The sequence below is a fragment of the Aeromonas sp. SE22 genome (assembly GCF_038739755.1).
GTDB classification, from domain to species: Bacteria; Pseudomonadota; Gammaproteobacteria; order Enterobacterales; family Aeromonadaceae; genus Aeromonas; species Aeromonas jandaei.
Window position 1 is genome coordinate 17240 of sequence record NZ_JBCGFD010000020.1, and the last position, 21592, is coordinate 38831.

Sequence of the window (21592 nt, forward strand, 5' to 3'; positions counted from 1 at the left end):
GTTGTGCATATCTTGATTAGCCGGACTACTTGGGCCAGTGGACTCCAAGTTGCTCGCCATAACGGGTTTGTCGCTGAAAATCGGCAATCCGGCTGCGGATCTTCACCAACTCTCCCTGCCCCGCCGCCCAGGCGGCATAACGCAGAGCCTGACAGTCGCTGTGAGCTGGCAAATCAGCAATGGCGCCGCCAACCTGATTGGCACCTTGCTGAACCATCTCCTTGAAGCGGGACTCATAGTCGAACATGCTGGCCAGCAAGCGAGCCCAGCGCTGGCGCGCCGGATCGGCGGAGTTGTTCTTACCTTCACCACTACTTTCACTCTGGCGCCAGCGGGGCAACTCAACCGTCGCACGGGTGGTGACGGTGACTCTGCTCAGCTGGCAAAGCCCCTGCAGCTGATCGGTCTCAAGTTGCCAATCGAGCTGATAACTCGCCTTGCCAAGCACGGGGTTGCCGTTCACCTTGGGTGCACTCTGGGCAATAGCTTGGGCCAGTTGATCTGGCTGAGTTGCACTGACCTCATAAAAACGAACATTGATACGGGACTCGGGGACCACTTGCGGCCTGATTGGCTGCGCCTGACTTGCCAGGGGCAACAGCAGCGCCGCAACCCCCACTACCACTCCATAGAACTTGCTGACCATGCCAGACTACCTTCCTTGATTGCACGGGCGAAGTACCGACCTTGGGGAAACGCGCCGCCACACAGATAACGTCTATAGCCTATGTGTGCCAAAGATATGGCGCAACACAATGATGGGCCAGAAATCAGAGCCCGCTCACAGGTTCCGTGAGCAGAGTATGGCACAAGGCCAAATCTGTATTTTTATTGGGCAGAGCGACTGATGCGCAGCCAGTTGAGGTGGTAGTTTTTCACATTGATATCGTGACCATCTATCTGAATGAACTGATCATTTTTAAGACGGTTGGCAAAAAAGTCCTGATCTGCCCCCTCTTTCAGCCACAGCTCGCAAAGCCCCCGTTTTCCCTCCCCGGGATAGAACCGGGGGATCACCAGCACCGCCACACCGTCCACCCGGATGCCATTGCGATTCATACACTCCCCCTCACTCATGCGCGATGCCAAAGCGGCATAACGGGGAACCTGCCCTCTGGCCACCACCACCACACCGTAGGAGTGGGCAGCCATCAATCGCCGCATGGCGACCGCCTGATGGGGGCCGGTCTGATGAAATCCATCGTTCTTCATGGCAACGGCCGGCAGCGGCAGCAACATCCAGCAAAGGAGCCATATCCAGCGTTTAACACCTGACAAACGACGAAAAACCATACAAAAGCCTCAAAAGAAAACCTGAGGGCGGTAAGGCTATTACGTCAAAAATTCAGGGTAAAGCACCTTTACCCTTCTTTAATTCTGCAAAACTGGCCAAACGTTGATTAGGTTCACACTGCATTGAGTTTCATATCGCCAAATTACCTCTATAGGAATAGACTCCGAACCCCTCTTGTTTAATGGAATGGAATAGATGCTGGAACTCATCATCGGCACCCTGGTCACTCTGGTGGTCGGGCGCGCCATCTTCAAAGGATACTCAGCGACAGGCGTGTTGCTGAGCGGCGGCTTGCTGCTGCTGGTCGTCACGGCCCTGATGGGCAAGCCGGTGCTGCCGAGCAAGGTGACAAGCACCGGTTATATCGCCACCGATATCTTCGAATATGTCCGCTTCCTGCTCAACGATCGTGGCGGTGGACTGGGGATGCTGATCATGGTGCTGTGCGGCTTCGCCGGCTACATGAGCCACATCGGTGCCAACACCATTCTGGTCAAGCTGGCCAGCAAACCGCTCGGCATCATCAAATCCCCCTATATCCTGCTGGTTGCCGCCTATCTGGTGGCCTGCGCCATGTCGCTGGCGGTCAGCTCCGCCACCGGTCTGGGCGTGCTGCTGATGGCGACCCTGTTCCCGCTGATGGTCAACATGGGGATCTCCCGTGGCGCCGCGGCCGCCGTGTGCGCCTCGCCGGCCGCCATCATTCTGGCACCTACCTCCGGTGACGTGGTGATGGCAGCCCAGGCTGCCAACATGCCGCTGCTGGACTTTGCCTTCAAGCTGACCCTGCCCATCTCGCTGGTCGCCATCGCCTGCATGGCGGTGACCCACTTCTTCTGGCAGCGCTACCTCGATCAGAAATCCGGCGAGCACAACGAGCCGGTCGCGCCGAGCGACCTCATCACTACGGCGCCCGGCTTCTACGCCATTCTCCCCTTCACCCCCATCATCGGGGTGCTGGTGTTTGACGGCAAATGGGGCCCGCAGCTCGATATCGTCACCATCATCGTCATGTGCATGGTACTGGCCAGCCTGCTGGAGCTGGTACGCCTGCGCAACGGCAAGGAGCTGCTGGATGGCCTGCAGGTCTGCTGGCGCAACATGGCCGATGCCTTTGCTGGCGTGGTGATGCTGCTGGTCGGTGCCGGTGTCTTCGCTCAGGGTCTGATGACCATTGGCTTTATCGATACCCTGCTGGCCCACGCCCAGGATCTGGGCTCGGGCGGTATGATCATGATGCTGTCACTGGTGGTGATCACCACCCTGGCCGCCTTCACCACCGGCTCGGGCAACGCCCCCTTCTACGCCTTCGTGGAACTGATCCCCAATCTGGCCACCAGCCTTGGCATCAACCCGGCCTATCTGGTGATCCCCATGCTGCAAGCCTCCAACCTGGGCCGCACCATTTCACCGGTCTCCGGTGTCGTGGTCGCCTGTGCGGGGATGGGCAAACTCTCGCCATTTGAAGTGGTCAAACGCACTTCGCTGCCAGTGGCCGTCGGCCTGCTGGTGGTGATCGTCGCCACCCAGATCATGGTTCCGGCCTGATCGCTGACCAGCCCGGTCTGCGCCGGGCTGGTATCTCTCCCCCCCTTTGCAGTAGACTCTGTGCTCTTTTTCCCCAAAGGAGGACCGAGATGAGTATTACGGTTCAACTTGCCCACTTCAGTGACTGCCACTCCCATTTCGATGGGGCGCCGATTAGCTTCACCCCTGCCGGAGAGTCCCAGTGGCGCACCCAGTGTGGCGGTTATGCCCGGATCCTGACCCGCCTGACCCAACTGCGCGCGCAAGCGGCAGCAGCAGGTCGCGGCTGCCTTTTTCTGCACGGCGGCGACTCCTTTCAGGGCTCCCTCTATTTCAACCGGTTCAAGGGGCGGGCCAACGCCGACCTGCTCGCCATGCTGGCCCCCGATGCCATGGTGATTGGCAACCACGAATTCGATCTGGGTAATGGCCAGCTGGTGGAGTTTCTGCGCCAGCTCGAATTTCCGGTGCTCGCGGCCAATCTGGACAACAGTCAGGAGCCGGCCGATACGCCTCTTCGCCTATGGGATATTCCCCACCTCTACGACGCTCATCAGCCCTGGCATCGCCGGGTCATCGATGGCGTCCCCTTTGCCCTGCTCGGGATCACGCTGGCCCAGATGGCGGCTATCGCCAATCCGGATCCCCACACCCGCTTCCACGGGGTGAACGAGACCCTGACCCGGGTCATTCGCGAGATCAAGGGCGAAGGGGTCCACCATATCGTGCTGCTGAGCCACCTCGGGCTGGATCAGGACAAGCTGCTGGCCGAACGCTTCCCCGAGCTCAGTCTCATTGTTGGCGGTCATACCCACAGCCTGCTGGGGGATCTCGCTCCGCTGGGTCTGCCAAGCGAAGGGGATTATCCCCTGATGCACAATGGCGTAGCCATCATGCATGCGGGCCACAGTGCCCTCTGCCTTGGCGTCTGCGAGCTCACCTTCGATGAAGCTGGCCGCGTGGCAGATAGCCACGGCCAGCTGGAGTGGCTCCCCTGGCAACCCTGGCCGTTCGGCTCCACGCCGCCAGCCGGACTCACTTTCTGCGAACCGGATGCCAGGCTGGAGCAGCATCTGGCCAAACGCTACCGGCCGGAGATCGAGACCATGACCCAGCGCATCGTCACCAGACTCGATACCCCGCTCCCCCATCAGCGCCTGCCGGATGCCAACCTGCCTCACGGCAGCCATGTCGCACCGCTGGTAGCCCATGCCATGCTGATGGCGGCCCGGGAACAGGTGGGCGAGGTCGATTTTGCCCTGCACAACGCTGGTGGCGTGCGCTGCTCGCTGGAGCCGGGCCCCTTGAGCGAGGCCGATATCGCCGGTCGCCAGCTCCCCTTTGCCATTCCCCTCACCCTCTATCGGGTACACGGCCACGAGTTGGCGGAAGCGCTGGAGAATGCCATCGACAACGCCACCAATAATGGCGTGGTCGGCAATGGCAACGGCAGCTTCCCCTACACCGCCGGGGTGCGCTTCACCTACCAGGCCGATCAGCCCAAAGGTCAGCGTATTACCCGTCTGGAGTGGGAGCCTGCGCCAGACTGCTGGCAACCGGTTAAATCCGACCAGGTTTATCGCGGGGTATCGAGCGCCTATACCGCCTCCGGCAAGGAGGGCTACACCGCGCTGACTCGCACCCTGACCCAGCACAATCAGGAGCTTGGCATCACGCTAGCCGATGCCTTTATCCGCTGGGCCCGCCATCAGCCGGAGCTGCGGGCCATGCCACCGCGAGTCGAGTACCTGCCGTAAAGGCCCCTCGATGTGCCTGTCTGCATCCATATCGGGCAGATAGGCACTTTTCGTCTCTGAAACCGCTCTTTTTCGACAATATTTGCCCCGGATGGGCCTGTACCATTGCATCATCCGCGCGGGCTCGGCAAGATAGGCCCGCTTTCAAGACCAGCTGCAGGAACAGGCTACTTCATGAATCATTCCATCCGTTTCACTCCCCCCCGCGTCAATCCGGCCATCAAGCCCACAGCCATCTTGCTGACCGCGTTGCTGGCGCTGCTCTTCTGCCTGCGCAACCCGCTCGTTCATGCCATGGCGCCGGGGTTTGACGCCTCGCTCTTTGCCGTCATGGGCAAAATGTGGAGTGAAGGGGGGGTGCTCTATCGCGACATGATCGATATCAAGGGGCCGATGATCTTCGCCCTCGATGCGCTGGGGTATGGTCTGGGTGGATTTGTCGGGATCTGGGCGCTGGAGTGGGTGCTCTGCTGGCTCGGGCTGATGGCCAGCTGGCAAGCTTTCTCCCAGCTTGGCCTCTCGGTCAGGGCGCGCCTTGGCGCCATGCTGGCACTGCTGGCCCTCTACGGTACCCGTTACTACTACGGCAACATGACCGAGGACTGGACCTTCCACCTCGCCCTCATCGCCCAGTGGGCCTTCATTACCCTGTTGCTGGACAAGGGATTTCGCTGGTGGCCGGCGCTGGTGGCGGCCCTCACCTTTGCCATCGTCGCCTGGATGCGTACCAACAACGGCGCCTTCTGGGGGGCCTGGTACTTGGTGCTGTTCTGCCACTGGTGCCTGCACGAGAAGTGGCGTGACGCCATCCTGCTGCTCGTCTCCAGCCTGCTCGGTCTGGCGCTGATTGGCGGCCCCCTCTACGGCTACTTCCAGCAGCACGATCTGCTGGCAGCGTTCAAATATTACGCTTTCGACATCTTCTTCGAGGGGAGCTACGGCAACGGCTTCTCCCCCATGGTGGGTGCCGTCGGCCTGCTGCGCACCGGTCTGGTAATGCTGCTGCCCCCCTTCATCCTGCTGATGCTGAGCCGCCGTCAGGAGTGGTATCTGCCCGCCCTGCTGGCAACCCTGTTTGGCGTGCTGTTTACCCTGATCGCCAACTCGGTCTCCGGCCATGTGTTTGATCACTACGATGTGCTCTATCTGCAGCTGGCTCTGCTGCCGCTGGCAGTACTGCTGGATCGCAGCGAGCAGAAGGCCGATACCCTCGGCCTGCTCTGCATCTCGCTGGTGGTGCTGACTGCCAGCTGGCTGCTGGCCCAGCAGCTGGTCTTCGGCTGGAGCACCAAGGAGTGGTCCCTCGAGCGGGTTAACGAGGTGCTCGGCACCAGTTTGCTGTGGGCCCTGCCGGTACTCATTCTGGTGCCCCTGTGGCGCGCCTGGGATGTGCGCAGCGCCACCCCCTGGCTCGCCACCCTGGCCATGCTGCTGTTGATGATCAACAACGCCTGGGAAGGAACAATCAAGGGGCGCCCCTTCAACCCGGCCGCGCAGGTGCGGGTCGATCGCATCAAGGCCGAGACCAGCCCGGGCGACAAGATCTGGGTCGATGGTATCCAGCCGCAATATTATCTCTGGACCGATCGTCAGCCGGCCTCCGCTTATCTCTTTTTTGCCAACGTCAACCCGCCCTATGACGTGCGGGCTCGCGTGCTGGCGGACATCCAGCGCCAGAACCCCAAGTTCATCATCGCCAAGCCGGATCGGGTGAGCGAAGAGCTGAAAAAGCCGAGTTCGCCCTCCCATCTCGCCTTCTATCAATACCTGACCAGCCACTATGAAGAGGTGGATCCGGGTCTCTATCGTCGCCGCTAACCAGAGCAGAGACGCAAAGGGCGGCCATTTGGCCGCCCTTTTTCCATCCCCTCACTCCTCACCGGTAGGCAAGCAGGCCCGCGATGACTACAATGGCCCACTTTTGGATGTAACGGGTGACAGACATGGCGGAACTGACCTATCTCGGGGGCTATCCCGAAGCGCTCAAGGCACAGGTGCAACAGCTGATCGCGGCTGGCAAACTTGGCGACATGCTGGCCAAGCGCTATCCGGAGAGCCACCAGATCCAGAGCGACAAGGCGCTGCTCGCCTACACCATGGAGCTGAAAAACCGCTACCTCAAAAGCTCTGCGCCCCTGTCAAAGGTGGTGTTTGACGGCAAGATCAACGTCATCAAGGATGCCCTCGGCCTGCATACCTACATCAGCCGGGTACAGGGCAACAAGCTCAAGGCCAAGAACGAGATCCGCATCGCCGCCCTGTTCAAGGAGGCACCCGCCCCCTTTCTCAAGATGATCGTCGCGCACGAGCTGGCTCATATCAAAGAGAAGGATCACAACAAGAGCTTCTATCAGCTCTGCCAGCATATGGAGCCCGACTATCATCAACTGGAGTTTGATCTGAGGCTCTGGCTCACCTGGCGCGATATCGATAAGGCCAATCGCTAGGTTGGCAGTGGTTTCAAGGAGGAAACATGTCATTTGCCGCTATCCCCTTTAGCGCCCCGCACTTTATCGCCAATGTGGTGATTGCCAATTTGTGCCGCGCTGTCCGTCCCCGGGGCATGTCACACGGGCTGCTGGCCCTGCTCACACTCTGCTCTTTCTTCTCACAAGGAGCAGAGCGCTGGCAGAGCGACAGCTATCTCACCGAGAGTTTTATGGCCATCGCCATGGAGCGGGAGTATCACGAAACCGCTCACCCGCGCTTCACCCGCTGGCAGCAACCGGTGCGCTTGCAGCTCATCAACGAGTCGGGGGACAAGCCGCTGCAGGCGGAGGTGGTCAAGGTACAAGCCGCCCACCTCGCCCGCATCACCGGCCACCCTATCAGCATGGTGACCAGCAAACCCAACCTCACCCTCATCATGACCGACTACCAGCGGATGAAAAGCTGGGCCAAGCGCACCATGGGCAACGCACCTTCGGTCAACGCCGCGCTCAAGGAGGGGCTCTGCATCGGCCACTTTGCGACCAACAAGCAGCACGAGATCAGCAGTGCCACCATCATCATTCCGGTTGATTACAGCCGCGCCAAGGGGCGCTTTCTCGACTGCGTAGTGGAGGAGTTTACCCAGGTGATGGGGCTGCCCAACGACTCGGACAAGGTGTTTCCCTCCATCTTCAATGACAACAGCATCGACAGCTTCCTGACCGGCCTCGACTATGTGCTGCTCAAGCTCGCCTACCACCCTGCCCTCAAGGCGGGGATGAGCAGCGACGAGGTTCGGGCCGCCCTGCCGCTTGCCATCAAGGATCTGCGCGCCAAAGGCGAGATCAGCGAGGCAGACCGCCGCGTTCAGCAACAGAGCCTCAAAAGCTGGGCAGGGCTCTGAGTTTCAGCCAGCACCAAGCGTCAACTCTGAAAACATCCGCTCCGGCTCGCCCTTCGTCCGGCACCAAAACAAAAACGCAGCCAATGGGCTGCGTTTTTGCTGTCAAATCCACCCGTGATAAGCCTTTTCAGGAAGCCAGACTCTCTTCCGGCATCCAGCTGTCTGCGTTTTCCCACACCTCCTGCACCATAGCCTCGGCAAGCTCCTTGTCCTCCTTGCTGGCGCGGCTGACAGTCAGGGACATGCTGCTGCCCGGGGCGACGCGGACATGGAGATCGGGGAATTTCTCGCCCAGCTGCTTGAGCAGCTCCTGGCGCAGCGCTTCCATGGTGGAGGTCGGGATCTGATGTTTTTTGTCGATGATGATTTCCAGACGCATAGGATACTTCTCCATGATGAATAACTGTATTTTTATACAGTATCCTGGAAAAGTAAAGTACCCGACAAAAAAAGAGGCAAATGACCCCTAAAAAAGATCGAGCTGCTGGCCGCAGATCCGCTCGAACGACTCGCCGACAAAGGGGAGGATCGCATCGGCAATGGGTTTGAGCTGCTTGTCGATATAGTGCTCGTAGTCGATGGGAGTACGCCGGTACTCCAGCGGTTCGGGGCCATTAAGGGTCATCAGATAGGCGATAGAGCCCCGATGCTGATAGCGCTGGGGCAGACCGCGGCGCAGGTTCTCCTCATCCGCCAGACGCGCCGCCCGCACATGGGGTGGCACGTTCTTCTGGTACTCCTCGAGCTTCTGACGCAGCCGCTTGCGATAGACCAGCAGCTCGTCGTGCTGGCCGGCTCGGGTCTCGTCCACCATGGTACGCACATAGCTGCCGGGATCCTGGTCGTGAAACACCATTTCGTAGAGGCGGGTCTGAAACGCCTTGGCAAGGGGCGTCCAGTCGGTGCGCACCGATTCGAGCCCCTTGAACACCAGTTGCTCCTCTGCCCCCGCCTCCTTGCCAGCCACCAGCCCCGCGTAGCGTTTCTTGCTCCCCTTCTCCAGCCCGCGGATGGTGGGCATCAGAAAGCGGCGATAGTGGGTCTCGTACTGGATCTCCAGATAGCTCGGCAGGTCGAATTCGCGCTTGATCAGTGCGGCCCAGTTATCGTTGATCATCTTTGCCAGCCGCCGGCCAATCTCGTCCGCCTGTGCGGGACTGGTCTCCTTGCCAAGGTGCACGAAGGTGGAGTCGGTGTCGCCATAGATCACCTCGAAACCCTCCCCTTCGATCCACTCCCGGGTCTGCTGCATGATGCCGTGACCGCGCAGGGTGATGGAGGAGGCAAGCCTCGGGTCGTAGAAGCGGCAGCCCCCTGAGCCCAATACCCCGTAGAAGGAGTTCATGATGATCTTGATGGCCTGGGAGAGCGCCTTGTTGCTGGCAGCCTTGGCCCGATCCCGCGCCGCCCACAGGGTGGCGATGAGATCCGGCAGGAAGTGCCGCTCGCGGGAGAACAGGGCGCCGCGAAAGCCCGGAATGGCGTGCTCAGGATGCTGCAGCCCCTCGATAAGCCCCATGGGGTCGATGCAGAAGGTGCGGATGATGCTGGGATAGAGGCTCTTGAAATCGAGCACCAGCACGTGGCGATAGAGGCCGGGTTTGGAGTCCATCACATAGCCGCCGGGGCTCGCCAGCCCACCGTCGGCCGGCAGATTGGGGGCCACGTAGCCGCCGCGATGCAGCCGCGGCAGGTAGAGGTTGGTAAACGCCGCCACCGAGCCCCCCACCCGGTCCAGCTCAAGGCCGGTGAGTGAGGCACGCTCGATGGCAAAGGGGATGAGGTGGCAAAAATCGAAGATCTCCCACACCAGCTTGCAATCTTCCAGGTTGTAGCGGGCCAGCGCCTCCTTGTCGGAGTGGAACAACTCGGTGATCTTCTCGCCCCGGTTGGCCACATCCTCGATATCCTTGCCGCGGCCAAGCAGCTCGCTCGCCACCGCATCCAGGCTGTAGCTGGCAAACTGCCAGGTGGCGCTTTTCAGGGTGTCGATGCCATCTAGCACCATGCGCCCGGGGATAATAACGTTGCCAGTCTGGGGGTCGTTGCGCGATGAGCGCCAGAAACAGAGCTCGTGGCCACGACCCAGCCGCAGCCGCCGCTTGTTGAGCTCGGCGCGGCGCAGCAGCAGGCGAAAGTCGAAGTTGACCACGTTCCAGCCGATAACCAGATCGGGGTCGTGCCGCACAAACCAGCGCTCCAGCGCACTCAGCAGGGCGCTCTCGTCCGTCACCCATTCGACCCGGGTACTCCAGCTGTCGGCGTCGGCCTCCGGCGTACCGATCATGATGACCCGCGCATCCTCTTCGCTGTAGAGCCCCACCGAGAAGAGCGCGCCGTCCATGGCGCACTCCACGTCCAGCGACACCCAGGAGAGGGTCGGCGTCACCGCCTGCGGTGCGCAGCGCGCCTCGTTCACCTCCCAGTAGCCGTGCTTGCCCCCTTTCTTGAGGGTGCGCCCCTCGAAGCGCACGCCGGCGGTGATGAAACGCTCCATCAGATAGCGCTCCGGCAGCCGGATATCCGCCTCGAAGTGCTCCAGACCACGGATGAGCAGCAGCTCGATGGCGCGGTGAAAGGCACTCAAGGTGGCAAAGTAGCAGCCCACCACGGCGCGGCCATCGAAGGTGTGCATCGGCAGGCGGCGAAACCGCCCGCTCACCCCGGCCCCCTTGAACAGCTCGGCGGCTTCTTCCATATGGCTCTGCGGCAGAAAGAAAACCGGCTCCTGCCCCGGCACTACCACCCGCACCGCCCCCTGCTCGCTCCAGAGCCACATCACAATCTCGGTGCGTTCGCCATGTCCGTTGCGGCCGCGCATATCCCGCCCGTGACGGGTCAGAATAAAGCCGTCGCGTGGCGGAGTAACGGGTGGGATGGACGGTTGGTCAGTCATGCAAGTCATCGGGATCAACATGGAGATGGGAGTATTGTACGTTCATACAGTGCTTTGCTGCAATTGCCACGCCAGCCACCATGGCCTAACCAAGCTGCGAGCCGCGCCGCAAACTGGTAAGCTCGGCCAGAATGGCAGCTAATGCCGGTGGCGGCTGTATTCGCGATGCCATTCATCCCCCCTACTCTTCACCCGATATCAGGAGGTCATGGTGGCGCTTTACTCTCTGCTGGATCAGCTGGCCATTCCCTATCAGCGCATCGATCACGCCCCCGTCTTCACCTGCGAGGAGGCCAGCCGGCTGCTGCCCGACCTGCCTGCCGCCAAGAGCAAGAATCTCTTTTTGCGTGACCCGAAAAGCGAGCGGCTGTTTCTGGTGGTTACCCCTGAAGAGAGCCGGGTCGATCTCAAGGCACTGGCTGCCGCCCTTGGCGTCAAGCGGCTGAGTTTTGGCTCGCCAGAGCGGCTCGAGGCGGTACTTGGCCTTACACCGGGTTCGGTCACCCTGCTCGCCATGGTGCGCGACAGGGAAAACGCGGTAGAGCTGGTGGTGGACGAGGCCATCTGGCAAGCGGAGCAGATGCAGTGCCATCCGCTGGTCAATACCGCCACCCTGATTATCCGCCTCGACGATGTGCGCCGCCTGCTAGCTCACCTCGGCCGGGAGGCCAATGTCATGACACTGCCGGTCGTGGCCGCAGATTGAATGGCAGGTGAAACCCCCACTGCACAGGTGCAGCCACTGCCGACCCGCTATGAATGCCGCCCGGCTCGCCTGACTGATGCTGCCGCCTATCGCAACTATGTGGCCGAGTGTGCCGACGCCGGGTTGCCCCTCTATCAGGTCGCGCAATTTGATCCTGACAGCTGGCTACAAGCGCTGCTGGATCATGCCAGAGGGCATAACCTGCCCAGCGGCTATCCGACCACCACCACCTATTTTGCCCTCGATGCCGGGGAGATCCTCGCCACCTTGCGCCTGCGCCACGGTGACAACGAGGCCAGCCAACAGTGGCTGGGCCACATCGGTTACGAAACCCGTCCCTCCCGCCGTGGCGAAGGGGCTGCGAGCTTGCTGCTTGGCTGGGTACAGCAACACATTTTGAACAAGCCGGTATTGATCAGCTGCGACGAACAGAATCAGGCCTCCCGCAGGGTGATTGCGAAAGCAGGCGGAGTATGGCTGGCGCGACGCTTCCATCCGGGAGATCGCTGCTGGTTGGCGGTGTACCGGATATTCCCTCTGCCCCATCCGATAGAACACGCCCCAACATAACCAGCCGATAGCAATAAAAAGAGCGCCCCGAGGGCGCTCTGGTGGCGAGAGTGGCAAACCCTCAGTAGCTGTCTTCCTGCTCTGCCTTCATCCGTGCCTGACGGGCATAAGCCTCCTCTTCGGCACTGGCGATTTCGTCAAGCACGGCATCGAGATCGATGGCCTCCCGGCTCTCCTCGTACTGACCGGTCAGCTCGCTCTGGGGCGTGAGCTTGCCATCCTCGTAAAGCGCCCACATCTCTCTGGCGTAGTTCGTTTTGAGCAGCTCGGGGGCATACATGCCGTAGTAGTTGCGCATGTTGTTGACGTCCCGCTCCAGCATGGCTCTGGCCTGATTGTTGGCGGCCGCATCCACCACCTGTGGCAGATCGATGATCACGGGGCCCTGCTCATCCACCAGCACGTTGAACTCGGAAAGATCGCCGTGAATAAGACCGGCGCAGAGCATGCGTACCACATAACCAATCACCTTGGCGTGATCCGCCAGCGCCTGCTCATGGCTGAGAGCCACGTCGTTGAGGCGGGGTGCCACGTTGCCATCGGCATCGGTGACCAGCTCCATCAACAACACGCCATCGAGACAGACATAGGGTTTGGGCACCCGCACGCCAGCTGCCGCCAGCTTGAACAGGGCATCCACCTCGGTGCTCTGCCACACCTCTTCGTGCTGCTTGCGGCCGTACTTGGAACCCTTCTCCATGGCGCGGGCACTGCGGCTGTTGCGCACCCGGCGCCCCTCTTGATAGACCACCGCCTGCTTGAAGCTGCGCTTGGACGCCTCCTTGTATACCTTGGCGCAGCGAGTTTCGTCGCCGCAGCGCACCACGTAGACATCGGCCTCTTTGCCGCTCATCAACCGGCTGATGACCTCGTCAACCAGGCCGTCATCAACCAGGGGTTGGATTCGATTTGGAACTTTCATGACCGCCCTTTCACTCTCTCTGCCCGTTGCAAAATTGTCTGTTGCACGTCCACCTGCCCATTTTTCTGTCCGGACACTCAGTTATCCACTGCCTGCCCGCTGTTTGTCCATCTCCCAGCACTGAAAATTCCCCTACGGGCTTGCCACGGCAACAAAAATGGCCCGCAAGCGGGCCAGTTCAACTCAGGGCTCGGGGGGCAATCCCTGACGGATCCGCTGGATCCCCGCCTCATAGAGGCCATCCGGCCCCTCCTGATGCTCCTGAGTTTCGAAAATCTTGAGAAACCACATGTACTGCTCGGGGTGGCGAGTCACCTGCTGTTCCACCATGCGGTTCATGGCGACCACATCCGCCATCGCATCCGCAGTGGGGTAAGGATCGAACGGCGGTTCAATCTCCAGCAGATAGCAGCCGGCATCCTCGTCATAGCTGGCGAAGATGGGCACCGCCTTGGCGCCGGTCAGCTTCACCAGCTTGGGTAGCGCCGGCAGGGTCGCTTTGGGATGGCCAAAGAAGGGGGCGAAGACGCTCGCCTCCCGACCATGATCCTGATCCGGCAGGTAGAAGAAGCTGGCACCGCCGCGCACGGACTTGATCGCCGGCTTGATGCCTACGCTGCGCTCATACACCTTGCCCCCCTTGGCCCGCTCCCGGTTGATATACCAGTCGAACACCTCATCCTTGGCGCTCTTCATCATGGTGCACATGCTCATCCCCTGTAGCGGGAAGTAGCGCCCCAGCATGTCCACTGCCCATGTGTGGGGAACGACCAGGATCACCGATCGGCCAGCGGCCTGCTCTGCCTCGATATGCTCCCAGCCACTCACCTTGATGTTGCGCAGCAGGTGCGCCGAGCTACGCCAGGTCAGCTCGCCAAAGCCCATAAAGGTCTTGAGGCCGACCCGGATTGATTTAAGCAGCAGGGCTGCGCGAGCCGCCTCATCCAGCTCGGGAAAACAGATCTTGAGGTTGGTATCGGCGATATAGGCCTGCTTTTTCGAAAAACGCAGCAGAGTGGGCGCCACCAGATTGGCAAAGCCGTCCCGCACGCGCGCCGGGATGAATGCAAGCAGGGAGAGCAACCCCAGTGCACACCAGCTACCCCACCATTTGGGGTGGAGCAGACGGGGATGAAATGTGGTGTCAAATACCGGATCTAATGGGGACATGTCAGCCATCAAGTCATGAAAAACAAACGGTTATTGTAGTTATCCTGACATTTTTTTCTACCCTGTGCCCCTTGGCTCCCATTCGCAGAGGTGATGGCCATCCCACTCGGGATCAAAAAATGGCCCTCTCAGGGCCATTTTTATCCGGCAGACCGCAATAGCTGCCGCCAGGCTGTGCGCACTCAGGCGTAAGGAGAGAGCCCCTGACGAATGCGCTGGATGCCCGCCTCGTAGAGGCCATCGAGCCCCTCCTGATCCTCGCGGGTATCGAAGATCTTGAGGAACCACATGTACTGGCCGGGATGACGGGTCAGCTGCCGCTGCACCGTGTCGTTCATCCGGCAGGTATCGGCCATCACATCGGCGGTTGGATAGTTGTCGAACGGTGCCTCAATCTCCAGCCGATAGCAGTGATTCTCTTCGTCATAGCAGGCCAGCAGCGGTACCGCCTTGGCGCCGCTCACCTCCACCAGCCGCGACAGCGCCGGCAAGGTGGCTTTCGAGTGGCCAAAGAAGGGGGCAAAGATACTCTTCTCGCGACCATGATCCTGATCCGGCAGATAGAAGAAGCTGCGACCACTCTTGATGGTACGGATCACCGCCTTGATGCCGGCGCTGCGCTCATAGACGCGGCAACCATTTTTGGCGCGGGCCCGGTTGAGGTGCCAGTCAAAGACCGGGTTGCGCGCCCGCTTCATCATGGTGCACATGGGCACGCCACGACGGGTAAAGCAGTAACCGGCGGCATCCACCGGCCAGGTATGGGGTACCACCAGGATCACCGGCCGACCGGCCGCCTGCTCCGCTTCGATATGCTCCCAACCGCTCACCTGCATCCGGCTCAGAAGATAACGCTCGCTGCGCATGGTGAACTCGCCGAAGCCAAGCAGGCTCTTGAGCCCCACCCGGATCGAGGTCAATGCGATGGCATCGCGCTCGGCCGGACTCTTGTGCGGAAAGCAGATCTCCAGATTGGTTCTGGCGATATAGAGCTGTTTTTTCGAGATACGAAACACCAGCGGGGCCAGCCCCTCGGCCAACCGGTCGCGCAGACGCACCGGAACAAACGCAAGCACCATCAACACACCGAGTGCCAGCCAGCTGAACCAGTAACGGGGGTGAAGGAAACGAACTTCAAAAGCGGGGTTGAACAGGGGATCTTGGGGGGACATGATTCACGGTTTACGTCAAAAAGGTGGTGTATTGTAGACGCCCTGACAGGTAATACCAGTTAAATCCGCTATATCGCGCACGATAGGAAGTTTCGTACGACAGAAGTGGCGAAAAGGTAAAAAAATGCCCCGCATGGCGGGGCATTTTACCTATTACACAACCAGCGGGTGGCTCTTTGTCCATCCATCGTATGACTGGTCGTTTATCCCGTCGCTCCCAGAGCGCACTGCTTATCCATTTTCCAATGTCGCATCTTCAAGATTTAACGATGAGCCCCCTGGCGGGCAATGCCGTGGTTCATTTCAGTATCACGCTGCGGCAGAAAAAACATCAGGTAACGCAGGGCCACATAACCGACGATGACGGTAGCCACCCCCAGCTCGAAGTGAGCCAGCATTCGGATCTGCTCGACATAGTGAGCGCTCTGCTCAAACCCTTCCACCAGATGAGCCACTTTGAACAGGGCGGTGGCACCGATCACCAGCGGGAAGGTAAAGGCGGCATAACCCGGCGAGAAGGGCAGACGCAGCAGTTTGATGAAGGCCAGATAGATGATGCCGGTCATCAGGATCGCGATACCAAACAGCATGGCCACCAGCAGCAGGGAGGGATCCTGGCTGACAGTCAGGTAGCCGGCCAGCGAGAGACTTGCCGGCGCCGCCAGAATGGCGATGGTCGGTTTGGCTGCATCCGGTACTTCGTGGCTGAAGATGAGGCGATAGAGCATCAGCGGCAGCATCAGACCGTAGCAGATGACCCCGAACCAGAGCAGCACATTGGCCAGCGGCGCAAACTGGCCGCCCGGGAAGGCAACGTCAGCCACGATGATCCCGACCGGCGGTACGAACCAGCTCGGCACCATGTGGTGGATCTCGAACTCTTTGGCGCGATGCCAGATGAAGGTAGCCAGGAACAACAGGTGAACAGCCACGGCAAACAGCCAGAGCGCTTCACCCGCTTGCGGAGCAAGCATACCGAGCGCCTTGGAGACCACCATGGTGCCCATGGCATAGGTCGGCACGACGCTACCAACTACCGGGTGTGCCAGATCCTGCATCAGCAGGTTCGGGTGGAACAAAAACTTGAAGGTAAGGATCACCAGCAGCACTGCGGCAATAGCGGCGCCCAGCAGCTGCATCCGTCCATCGAAGTGACCTGCATTCTCCCAACACCAACCGAGACTGGCAATGCCCAGCGCCAGACCCGCCATGGGGGTTGGCGCGGCAGCCAGGGATTTACGGGTTCTTGCGATCATGATGACACCTTTCTATTGATGACTATGGCGATAGGATAATGGCCCCTTATCGTTTACGATATCTAAATGAATTGAATCACTCATTCAGGATTACCAAACACGATGAAACTGACCCTGCAACAGCTGAAGGTGTTCGCCACCATCGCCCGCTACGGCAACCTTGGCCTGGCTGCCAACGAACTCTGTCTGAGCAAGGGGGCCGTCTCCCAGTCACTGCAGGAGTTGGAGCGCCAGCTCGCCACACCGCTGTTTGATCGCATCCACCCCAGATTGCAGCTCAACAACGAGGGGCGCCTGCTACAGCCTGCCGCCGAAGAGCTGTTGACCCGGATGCAGGATATCGAAAACCTGTTTCGTGCCGATGCCGAGCCGAGCGGCCAGCTGCGTCTTGGCGCCAGCCAGACCATCGGTAACTACCTGCTCCCCACCCTGCTCGCCACCAGCAAGCAGGAGCTGGGGCTCCCCCCCAAGGTGACCATCAACAATACCCATCTGCTCTGCCACGCACTCGCCAACTTCGAGCTGGATATGGCACTGATCGAGGGGGAAAACCACCATCCCGATCTCGTCACCGAACCCTGGCTGCAGGACGAGATGCTGGTGATCGCCCACCCTGATCACCCGCTGGCCAACCAAGTGGATCTCTCCCTCTCCCGGCTGGGTGGTGAGACCTGGGTGCTGCGTGAGCCCCAATCCGGCAGCCGCGAGCAGTTTATCCGCCAAATCCAGCCCGGCCTGCCCAACTGGCAACCAGGCCTTGAGCTCAACACCCTGGAATCCGTGATGCTGGCGGTGGAGAAGGGGCTCGGCATCTCTTTCATCTCCCGCCTCGCCGCCTCGGATCGTCTGGCTGATGGCCGGCTGGTAGCCCTGCCCCTCACCCGCCGCTTCCCGCGCCAGCTCTCCCTTATCTGGCACAAGCAGAAGTACCACTCCGCTTCCCTGCGTCACTTTATCCACTTCTGCCGGGCCCAGCTGAACGATGCCGAGGTGATCAGCGCGGAGTAACCCACGATCATAACGCCGCAAACAAACCGGCACGCCAACTGCTGAAAGGTACAAAGCAAAGAGGGAGCCATGGCTCCCTCCCTTTTATTTGCTCGCTGAGTATCACTTCGCCAAGCTGCGCAACCAGCTGATCTCCTCGCCCCAGATGGACTCGTCGATGGTCTCGAGGATCAGCGGAATGCGATCAAAACGGTCATCGTTCATGATGTGGTGGAATACCGCCTCCCCCAGATTCCCCTCGCGCAGACTGTGGTGACGATCGACCCGGCTGCCGAAGGTGCACTTGGCGCCGTTGATATGCATCCCCTTGAGATACTGAAAACCTACCGTGCGGTCGAACTCGGCAAAGACAGTGGCGCAGCTCTCGGCGGTGCGCAGATCATAACCCGCAGCAAAGGCGTGGCAGGTATCGAAGCAGATCCCGACCCGGCTCTTGTCCTCCACCCCCTCGATAATGGTGGCGAGGTGCTCGAACGACCAGCCGAGGTTGGTCCCCTGCCCGGCGGTATTTTCGATGACCGCCGTCACCCCTTCACTGCGCTCCAGCGCCCAGTTAATGGACTCGCTCACCAGCTTTAGGCTGGCTGCCTCGGGAATTTGCTTGAGATGGCTGCCGGGGTGAAAATTCAGATAACACAGCCCCAGCTGCTCGCAGCGCTTCATCTCGTCGAGAAACGCATCACGGGATTTGGCGAGGCCATCGGGATCGGGGTGACCCAGATTGATGAGGTAGCTGTCGTGGGGCAGGATCTGCTCCGGCAGAAAACCGACCTTTTCGCAGGCCGCCTTGAAGGCACGGATGGAGGTATCCGACAAGGGAGCCGCCTGCCACTGACGCTGATTCTTGGTAAAAAGCGCAAATGCGTTGGCCCCGATGGCCTGGGCGCGGGCGATGCAGTTTTCCACCCCGCCAGATGCGCTGACGTGGGCTCCAATATATTTCATAACGTCTCCTCAGTGAGGAGCTATTATGCCGTCTCTCCCGATAGATGCCAAAACGCTGTGGCACTTTGCAACGCCCTTCCCGACACGATCACCCTGAATATGAGTAGGGGCGCGGCGTGATAACTCAATCTGGTCATGCCTTCTATCGGTTAAAATGGTACTTTTTGATAACAGTGTATGGAGATGATATTCACCTGCCAGTTGCCCGTACAAGAGAATGGTTATAGTGCGCAAATTGTGAAAAAAACGGCCCCCATATAGCGTCATTTACCGTACTCATACGGAGCACCAACAAGAGAGCGCAAGTAATATACTCCATTTACCCAAGACACATTCACCTTGCCACTGAGTGAAGGTAAAACAATTAAAAATGTGCATCCCCCCTGACTAATAGTGTCATCAGGCGATAAGCTAATTAATGCGCACTTATACTCTCTAGTAGAGAATTTATTTAATGAAGTAACCTACAGGATGCCAATCACCACTATTTTTACTCAAAGTAATAGTCTCAATAGCAGATCCAGCATACTCAAACTTGGTAATAAACTGTATGGTCATGTACTTCCCATCAGATCTACCAGGAAGGCACTCTGATTTCTCCTGTGCAATCTCAGAACGTAGAACAACCATACCTAAAGGATGACGAAACTTGTCCAATGCATCATGCCATTGAGAGACAGACAATTCAGACTTGAATGCATTATCAGTTAATTCGTAGCTTTGGTTATAATATCCAGCATCAACGGTTTCAAGCCATGCTCTCACTACTGATAGTGCATCATTTTCTTGAGCTGCAACAAAAAATGAAACCAAACAAGTAAAAGTAATAAGCCCCTTTTTCACCTTAAACTCCTTTATTATATTCGTGCATTCTGGGCAACAAGGAAGCCCCCTATTTAGGTCTGCAACCCGGTAGCACTTGGATCAAGCCTAATGGCTTATCCCAAGAAACCGACAAATCCTGACGATGGTCAGCCTTGCGAACTGCCACAACAAGAAGACTCACAGGATTGCGTTGCTCGCTTTTTTAAAATGGAATTTCCGTAGTCCTTTTTCAGCTCTTCAACAACAGCTTCAAAAAATTCGGCCTTTAGCCTCATTTGCTCCAACTGTTGCTCGAGCTCCTTGATGCGCTGTTCGGCTGTCTGTTTGTCGAGATACAACATGGCGTTGCTCCTGCCGTTTTTCCTGAATTGGTAAAATGGCTAGTGCTTGCAAGCAGGCTAGCCTTTTCGTTCAGATCGTTCTGCGACAGTTTAAAAGTCAGTGGGATATAGTGCAGTCTGCATTTTACACCTGCCACATCTTGGCTACCTCCAGCTTAAGAAGAAGGTATAAACCATACGAAGGGCCAGATATTAAATAAAAAATGTGGTCATAGGAGTGCGAACCCGATAATAGAACAGCTTCCCTACCATGCTATTTGCAACTACCCTATGACCACCAAAGCCGTCGCTACGAAAATTGCCAGATTACCAGACCAGAGGAACCAAGGGTTGGCTCGACAAAATACGTAGTGGCAAAGGACGGCACTACTTGCATCTCGAGCACAGGTGTTAGCTCGATATCAAAAACTTGCGTTTTACACTATCTTGAAAATTATCAACATTAGACTTGTCGGCGCTGACTGTGAACAGCCAGATGCCTGTTTAGGTGAAATCGCGACATAATTTTCTTAAACTCTTTGATATCTTCTGCATGAAGCGTCAAAGCCCAATGGGCGCGGTGTTCACCATAATCCAGTCCACCAGTGTAAATAATCGTATGATTTTGAATGCGTAGTTGGTTTCGATGAGCCTCCATCTGCAGGCCTATCTCAGGAAACCAAATGTGCAATGCTCCTGATGTAGTAAATGTAAATTGAGCAACTTGCTCATTTTCCCCTGCAAGCCTAAATGTCTTTTCAAAAACTTGGATTTGCATAGCAGCTCCTAGTTGTTGTCAACATCTGATTTTCATTCTATGCATTGACTACAATGGGATCTAGCCATTTAGGCTTTAGCACGTCATTATCAGAATATTCCGAATCAGTATGCGCTAAAATTAAAATAGTAAGACTAGCTTTCCATTATTTATATGATCTATTTTTCTAGGGCGTTTAGGGAAGGTGGGAACGTGACTCATGCTGAACCTCATCCACGAAACCGACGGGGACTCGTTCGATAAGAAAATGACTTGTTCGTATCTTCCCCTAATCACCCAGCCACAGTGTCATAACAAGCAGTGTGAAGGGATGAGGCGAAGAGTCTTTTTGGGGAGGGAGAATATGCCGTACATCAGACCCGAACTGTTTACAGCACCGGGATATTGGCACGTCTACCAAGAAAAGCGCAGCTGACACATAGAGAACCGTATCAGCTGCGCCATAGCTATGCCTCAATGCTTCTGATGGCGGGTGCTCATCCAGCCTATCTGGCCAAGCAACTTGGTCACAAAGACTGGGGGATGATCCGCACCATTTATGCTCAGTGGATTAGCAAGGACAACCCTAATTACAGGAATGAACTGGCTGAAAAACTGGGTGTTGTTGACCCATATATGACCCACGAGCAACAGGCCAAAGCATAAGGCATTGAACCTAAATGGTTTTATGCCTTAAAACGGCATCTTAAAACCTGGCGGCAATTGCATGCCACCGGTCAGTTCGCCCATCTTGGTCTTGTTCTGCTCTTCCACACGACGCACGGCATCGTTGCAAGCGGCGGCAACCAGATCTTCCAGCAGCTCCTTGTCATCTTCCATCAGGGAGGGATCGATCTCGATGCGACGTACGCTGTGGCTGCCCGTCATGGTGACCTTGACCATGCCGGCACCGGCTTCACCGGTCACTTCCATCTGGGCAAGCTGCTCTTGCATCTTCTGCATACGCTCTTGCATCTGCTGGGCCTGTTTCATCAGGTTACCCATTCCACCTTTACCAAACATATGTCGTCTCTCGTCTTGAAATCCGGCATCCAGCGCCGGGCTGTGGGCTTGTCTGTCCTAGATGGGGACAGCCAAACTGCTTTTCAACCGGGAACCAGCTCCCGGCCACG

The 21592-nt window shown here is 58.3% G+C and carries 21 protein-coding genes and 1 pseudogene; 9 read left to right on the forward strand and 13 right to left on the reverse strand.

Features of this window, described 5'->3' with window-relative positions; translation table 11 throughout:
• Positions 1 to 25: 25 nt before the first annotated feature.
• Positions 26 to 646, reverse strand: a complete 621-nt coding sequence (locus AAHA39_RS19455; RefSeq protein ID WP_320656568.1) for a DUF922 domain-containing protein — start codon at positions 644 to 646, stop codon at positions 26 to 28.
• 182 nt (positions 647 to 828) lie between these two features.
• A complete protein-coding gene (locus tag AAHA39_RS19460) occupies positions 829 to 1239 on the reverse strand; it encodes a hypothetical protein (protein ID WP_231556912.1) in 411 nt (136 codons plus the stop codon).
• 250 nt (positions 1240 to 1489) lie between these two features.
• On the opposite strand from AAHA39_RS19460, the gene dcuC reads away from it, so the two are divergent.
• The 5 genes from dcuC to AAHA39_RS19485 all read left to right on the forward strand — a co-directional run bounded on the left by dcuC (position 1490) and on the right by AAHA39_RS19485 (position 7912).
• Positions 1490 to 2842 (forward strand): anaerobic C4-dicarboxylate transporter DcuC, encoded by a 1353-nt coding sequence (gene dcuC / locus AAHA39_RS19465; protein WP_033115719.1) that lies wholly within the window; start codon positions 1490 to 1492, stop codon positions 2840 to 2842.
• An 89-nt stretch (positions 2843 to 2931) separates the two neighbouring features.
• Complete coding sequence (locus AAHA39_RS19470; RefSeq protein ID WP_320656567.1) at positions 2932 to 4578, forward strand: bifunctional metallophosphatase/5'-nucleotidase; 1647 nt, start codon at positions 2932 to 2934, stop codon at positions 4576 to 4578.
• A gap of 174 nt (positions 4579 to 4752) precedes the next feature.
• Positions 4753 to 6396 (forward strand): hypothetical protein, encoded by a 1644-nt coding sequence (locus tag AAHA39_RS19475; protein WP_320656566.1) that lies wholly within the window; start codon positions 4753 to 4755, stop codon positions 6394 to 6396.
• A gap of 125 nt (positions 6397 to 6521) precedes the next feature.
• Positions 6522 to 7025: a YgjP-like metallopeptidase domain-containing protein gene (locus tag AAHA39_RS19480; protein ID WP_156852895.1), complete on the forward strand. Its 504-nt coding sequence runs from the start codon at positions 6522 to 6524 to the stop codon at positions 7023 to 7025.
• 26 nt (positions 7026 to 7051) lie between these two features.
• Positions 7052 to 7912: a DUF2927 domain-containing protein gene (locus AAHA39_RS19485; RefSeq protein ID WP_320656565.1), complete on the forward strand. Its 861-nt coding sequence runs from the start codon at positions 7052 to 7054 to the stop codon at positions 7910 to 7912.
• Between the two features lie 127 nt (positions 7913 to 8039).
• On the opposite strand, the gene AAHA39_RS19490 is transcribed toward AAHA39_RS19485, so the two are convergent.
• The gene (locus AAHA39_RS19490) at positions 8040 to 8291 is read right to left on the reverse strand and encodes a DinI family protein (protein ID WP_033115714.1); all 252 of its coding nucleotides are present in this window, start codon (positions 8289 to 8291) and stop codon (positions 8040 to 8042) included.
• 87 nt (positions 8292 to 8378) lie between these two features.
• Positions 8379 to 10817, reverse strand: a complete 2439-nt coding sequence (locus tag AAHA39_RS19495) for a DNA polymerase II (protein ID WP_407707136.1) — start codon at positions 10815 to 10817, stop codon at positions 8379 to 8381.
• A 199-nt stretch (positions 10818 to 11016) separates the two neighbouring features.
• On the opposite strand from AAHA39_RS19495, the gene AAHA39_RS19500 reads away from it, so the two are divergent.
• Together AAHA39_RS19500 and AAHA39_RS19505 are read left to right on the forward strand one after the other, a co-directional pair.
• Positions 11017 to 11514 (forward strand): prolyl-tRNA synthetase associated domain-containing protein, encoded by a 498-nt coding sequence (locus AAHA39_RS19500; RefSeq protein WP_320656563.1) that lies wholly within the window; start codon positions 11017 to 11019, stop codon positions 11512 to 11514.
• Positions 11515 to 12084: a GNAT family N-acetyltransferase gene (locus tag AAHA39_RS19505; protein ID WP_320656562.1), complete on the forward strand. Its 570-nt coding sequence runs from the start codon at positions 11515 to 11517 to the stop codon at positions 12082 to 12084.
• Between the two features lie 61 nt (positions 12085 to 12145).
• Here the strand turns inward: AAHA39_RS19505 and AAHA39_RS19510 are convergent, their stop codons facing one another.
• From AAHA39_RS19510 to AAHA39_RS19525, 4 genes are all read right to left on the reverse strand, one after another.
• On the reverse strand, positions 12146 to 13006 hold the full coding sequence (locus tag AAHA39_RS19510; protein WP_185227207.1) for a PA4780 family RIO1-like protein kinase: 861 nt from the start codon (positions 13004 to 13006) through the stop codon (positions 12146 to 12148).
• Positions 13007 to 13189: 183 nt separating this feature from the next.
• Positions 13190 to 14185 (reverse strand): LpxL/LpxP family acyltransferase, encoded by a 996-nt coding sequence (locus tag AAHA39_RS19515; protein WP_320656561.1) that lies wholly within the window; start codon positions 14183 to 14185, stop codon positions 13190 to 13192.
• Between the two features lie 173 nt (positions 14186 to 14358).
• Entirely contained in the window at positions 14359 to 15348 is a 990-nt protein-coding gene (gene lpxM / locus AAHA39_RS19520; protein ID WP_255933592.1) for a lauroyl-Kdo(2)-lipid IV(A) myristoyltransferase, read from the reverse strand.
• Positions 15349 to 15611: 263 nt separating this feature from the next.
• Positions 15612 to 16604, reverse strand: coding sequence for a TDT family transporter (locus AAHA39_RS19525; protein ID WP_320656560.1), 993 nt, complete (start codon positions 16602 to 16604; stop codon positions 15612 to 15614).
• A gap of 102 nt (positions 16605 to 16706) precedes the next feature.
• On the opposite strand from AAHA39_RS19525, the gene AAHA39_RS19530 reads away from it, so the two are divergent.
• Positions 16707 to 17612 carry a LysR substrate-binding domain-containing protein gene (locus AAHA39_RS19530; protein WP_043850476.1) on the forward strand — a complete coding sequence of 302 codons (906 nt, stop codon included), beginning with the start codon at positions 16707 to 16709 and terminating at the stop codon, positions 17610 to 17612.
• Positions 17613 to 17714: 102 nt separating this feature from the next.
• On the opposite strand, the gene nfo is transcribed toward AAHA39_RS19530, so the two are convergent.
• From nfo to AAHA39_RS19550, 4 genes and pseudogenes are all read right to left on the reverse strand, one after another.
• A complete protein-coding gene (nfo, locus tag AAHA39_RS19535; protein WP_320656559.1) occupies positions 17715 to 18557 on the reverse strand; it encodes a deoxyribonuclease IV in 843 nt (280 codons plus the stop codon).
• A 447-nt stretch (positions 18558 to 19004) separates the two neighbouring features.
• Positions 19005 to 19400, reverse strand: a complete 396-nt coding sequence (locus tag AAHA39_RS19540; RefSeq protein ID WP_320656558.1) for a DUF4019 domain-containing protein — start codon at positions 19398 to 19400, stop codon at positions 19005 to 19007.
• Positions 19401 to 19579: 179 nt separating this feature from the next.
• Positions 19580 to 19702: pseudogene (locus AAHA39_RS19545) on the reverse strand (IS3 family transposase); the annotation flags it as partial.
• Between the two features lie 463 nt (positions 19703 to 20165).
• A complete protein-coding gene (locus AAHA39_RS19550) occupies positions 20166 to 20480 on the reverse strand; it encodes a hypothetical protein (protein ID WP_201966582.1) in 315 nt (104 codons plus the stop codon).
• 384 nt (positions 20481 to 20864) lie between these two features.
• On the opposite strand from AAHA39_RS19550, the gene AAHA39_RS19555 reads away from it, so the two are divergent.
• Complete coding sequence (locus AAHA39_RS19555) at positions 20865 to 21125, forward strand: tyrosine-type recombinase/integrase (RefSeq protein ID WP_320656557.1); 261 nt, start codon at positions 20865 to 20867, stop codon at positions 21123 to 21125.
• 27 nt (positions 21126 to 21152) lie between these two features.
• On the opposite strand, the gene AAHA39_RS19560 is transcribed toward AAHA39_RS19555, so the two are convergent.
• Complete coding sequence (locus tag AAHA39_RS19560) at positions 21153 to 21482, reverse strand: YbaB/EbfC family nucleoid-associated protein (RefSeq protein WP_041210739.1); 330 nt, start codon at positions 21480 to 21482, stop codon at positions 21153 to 21155.
• Positions 21483 to 21592 lie beyond the last annotated feature (110 nt).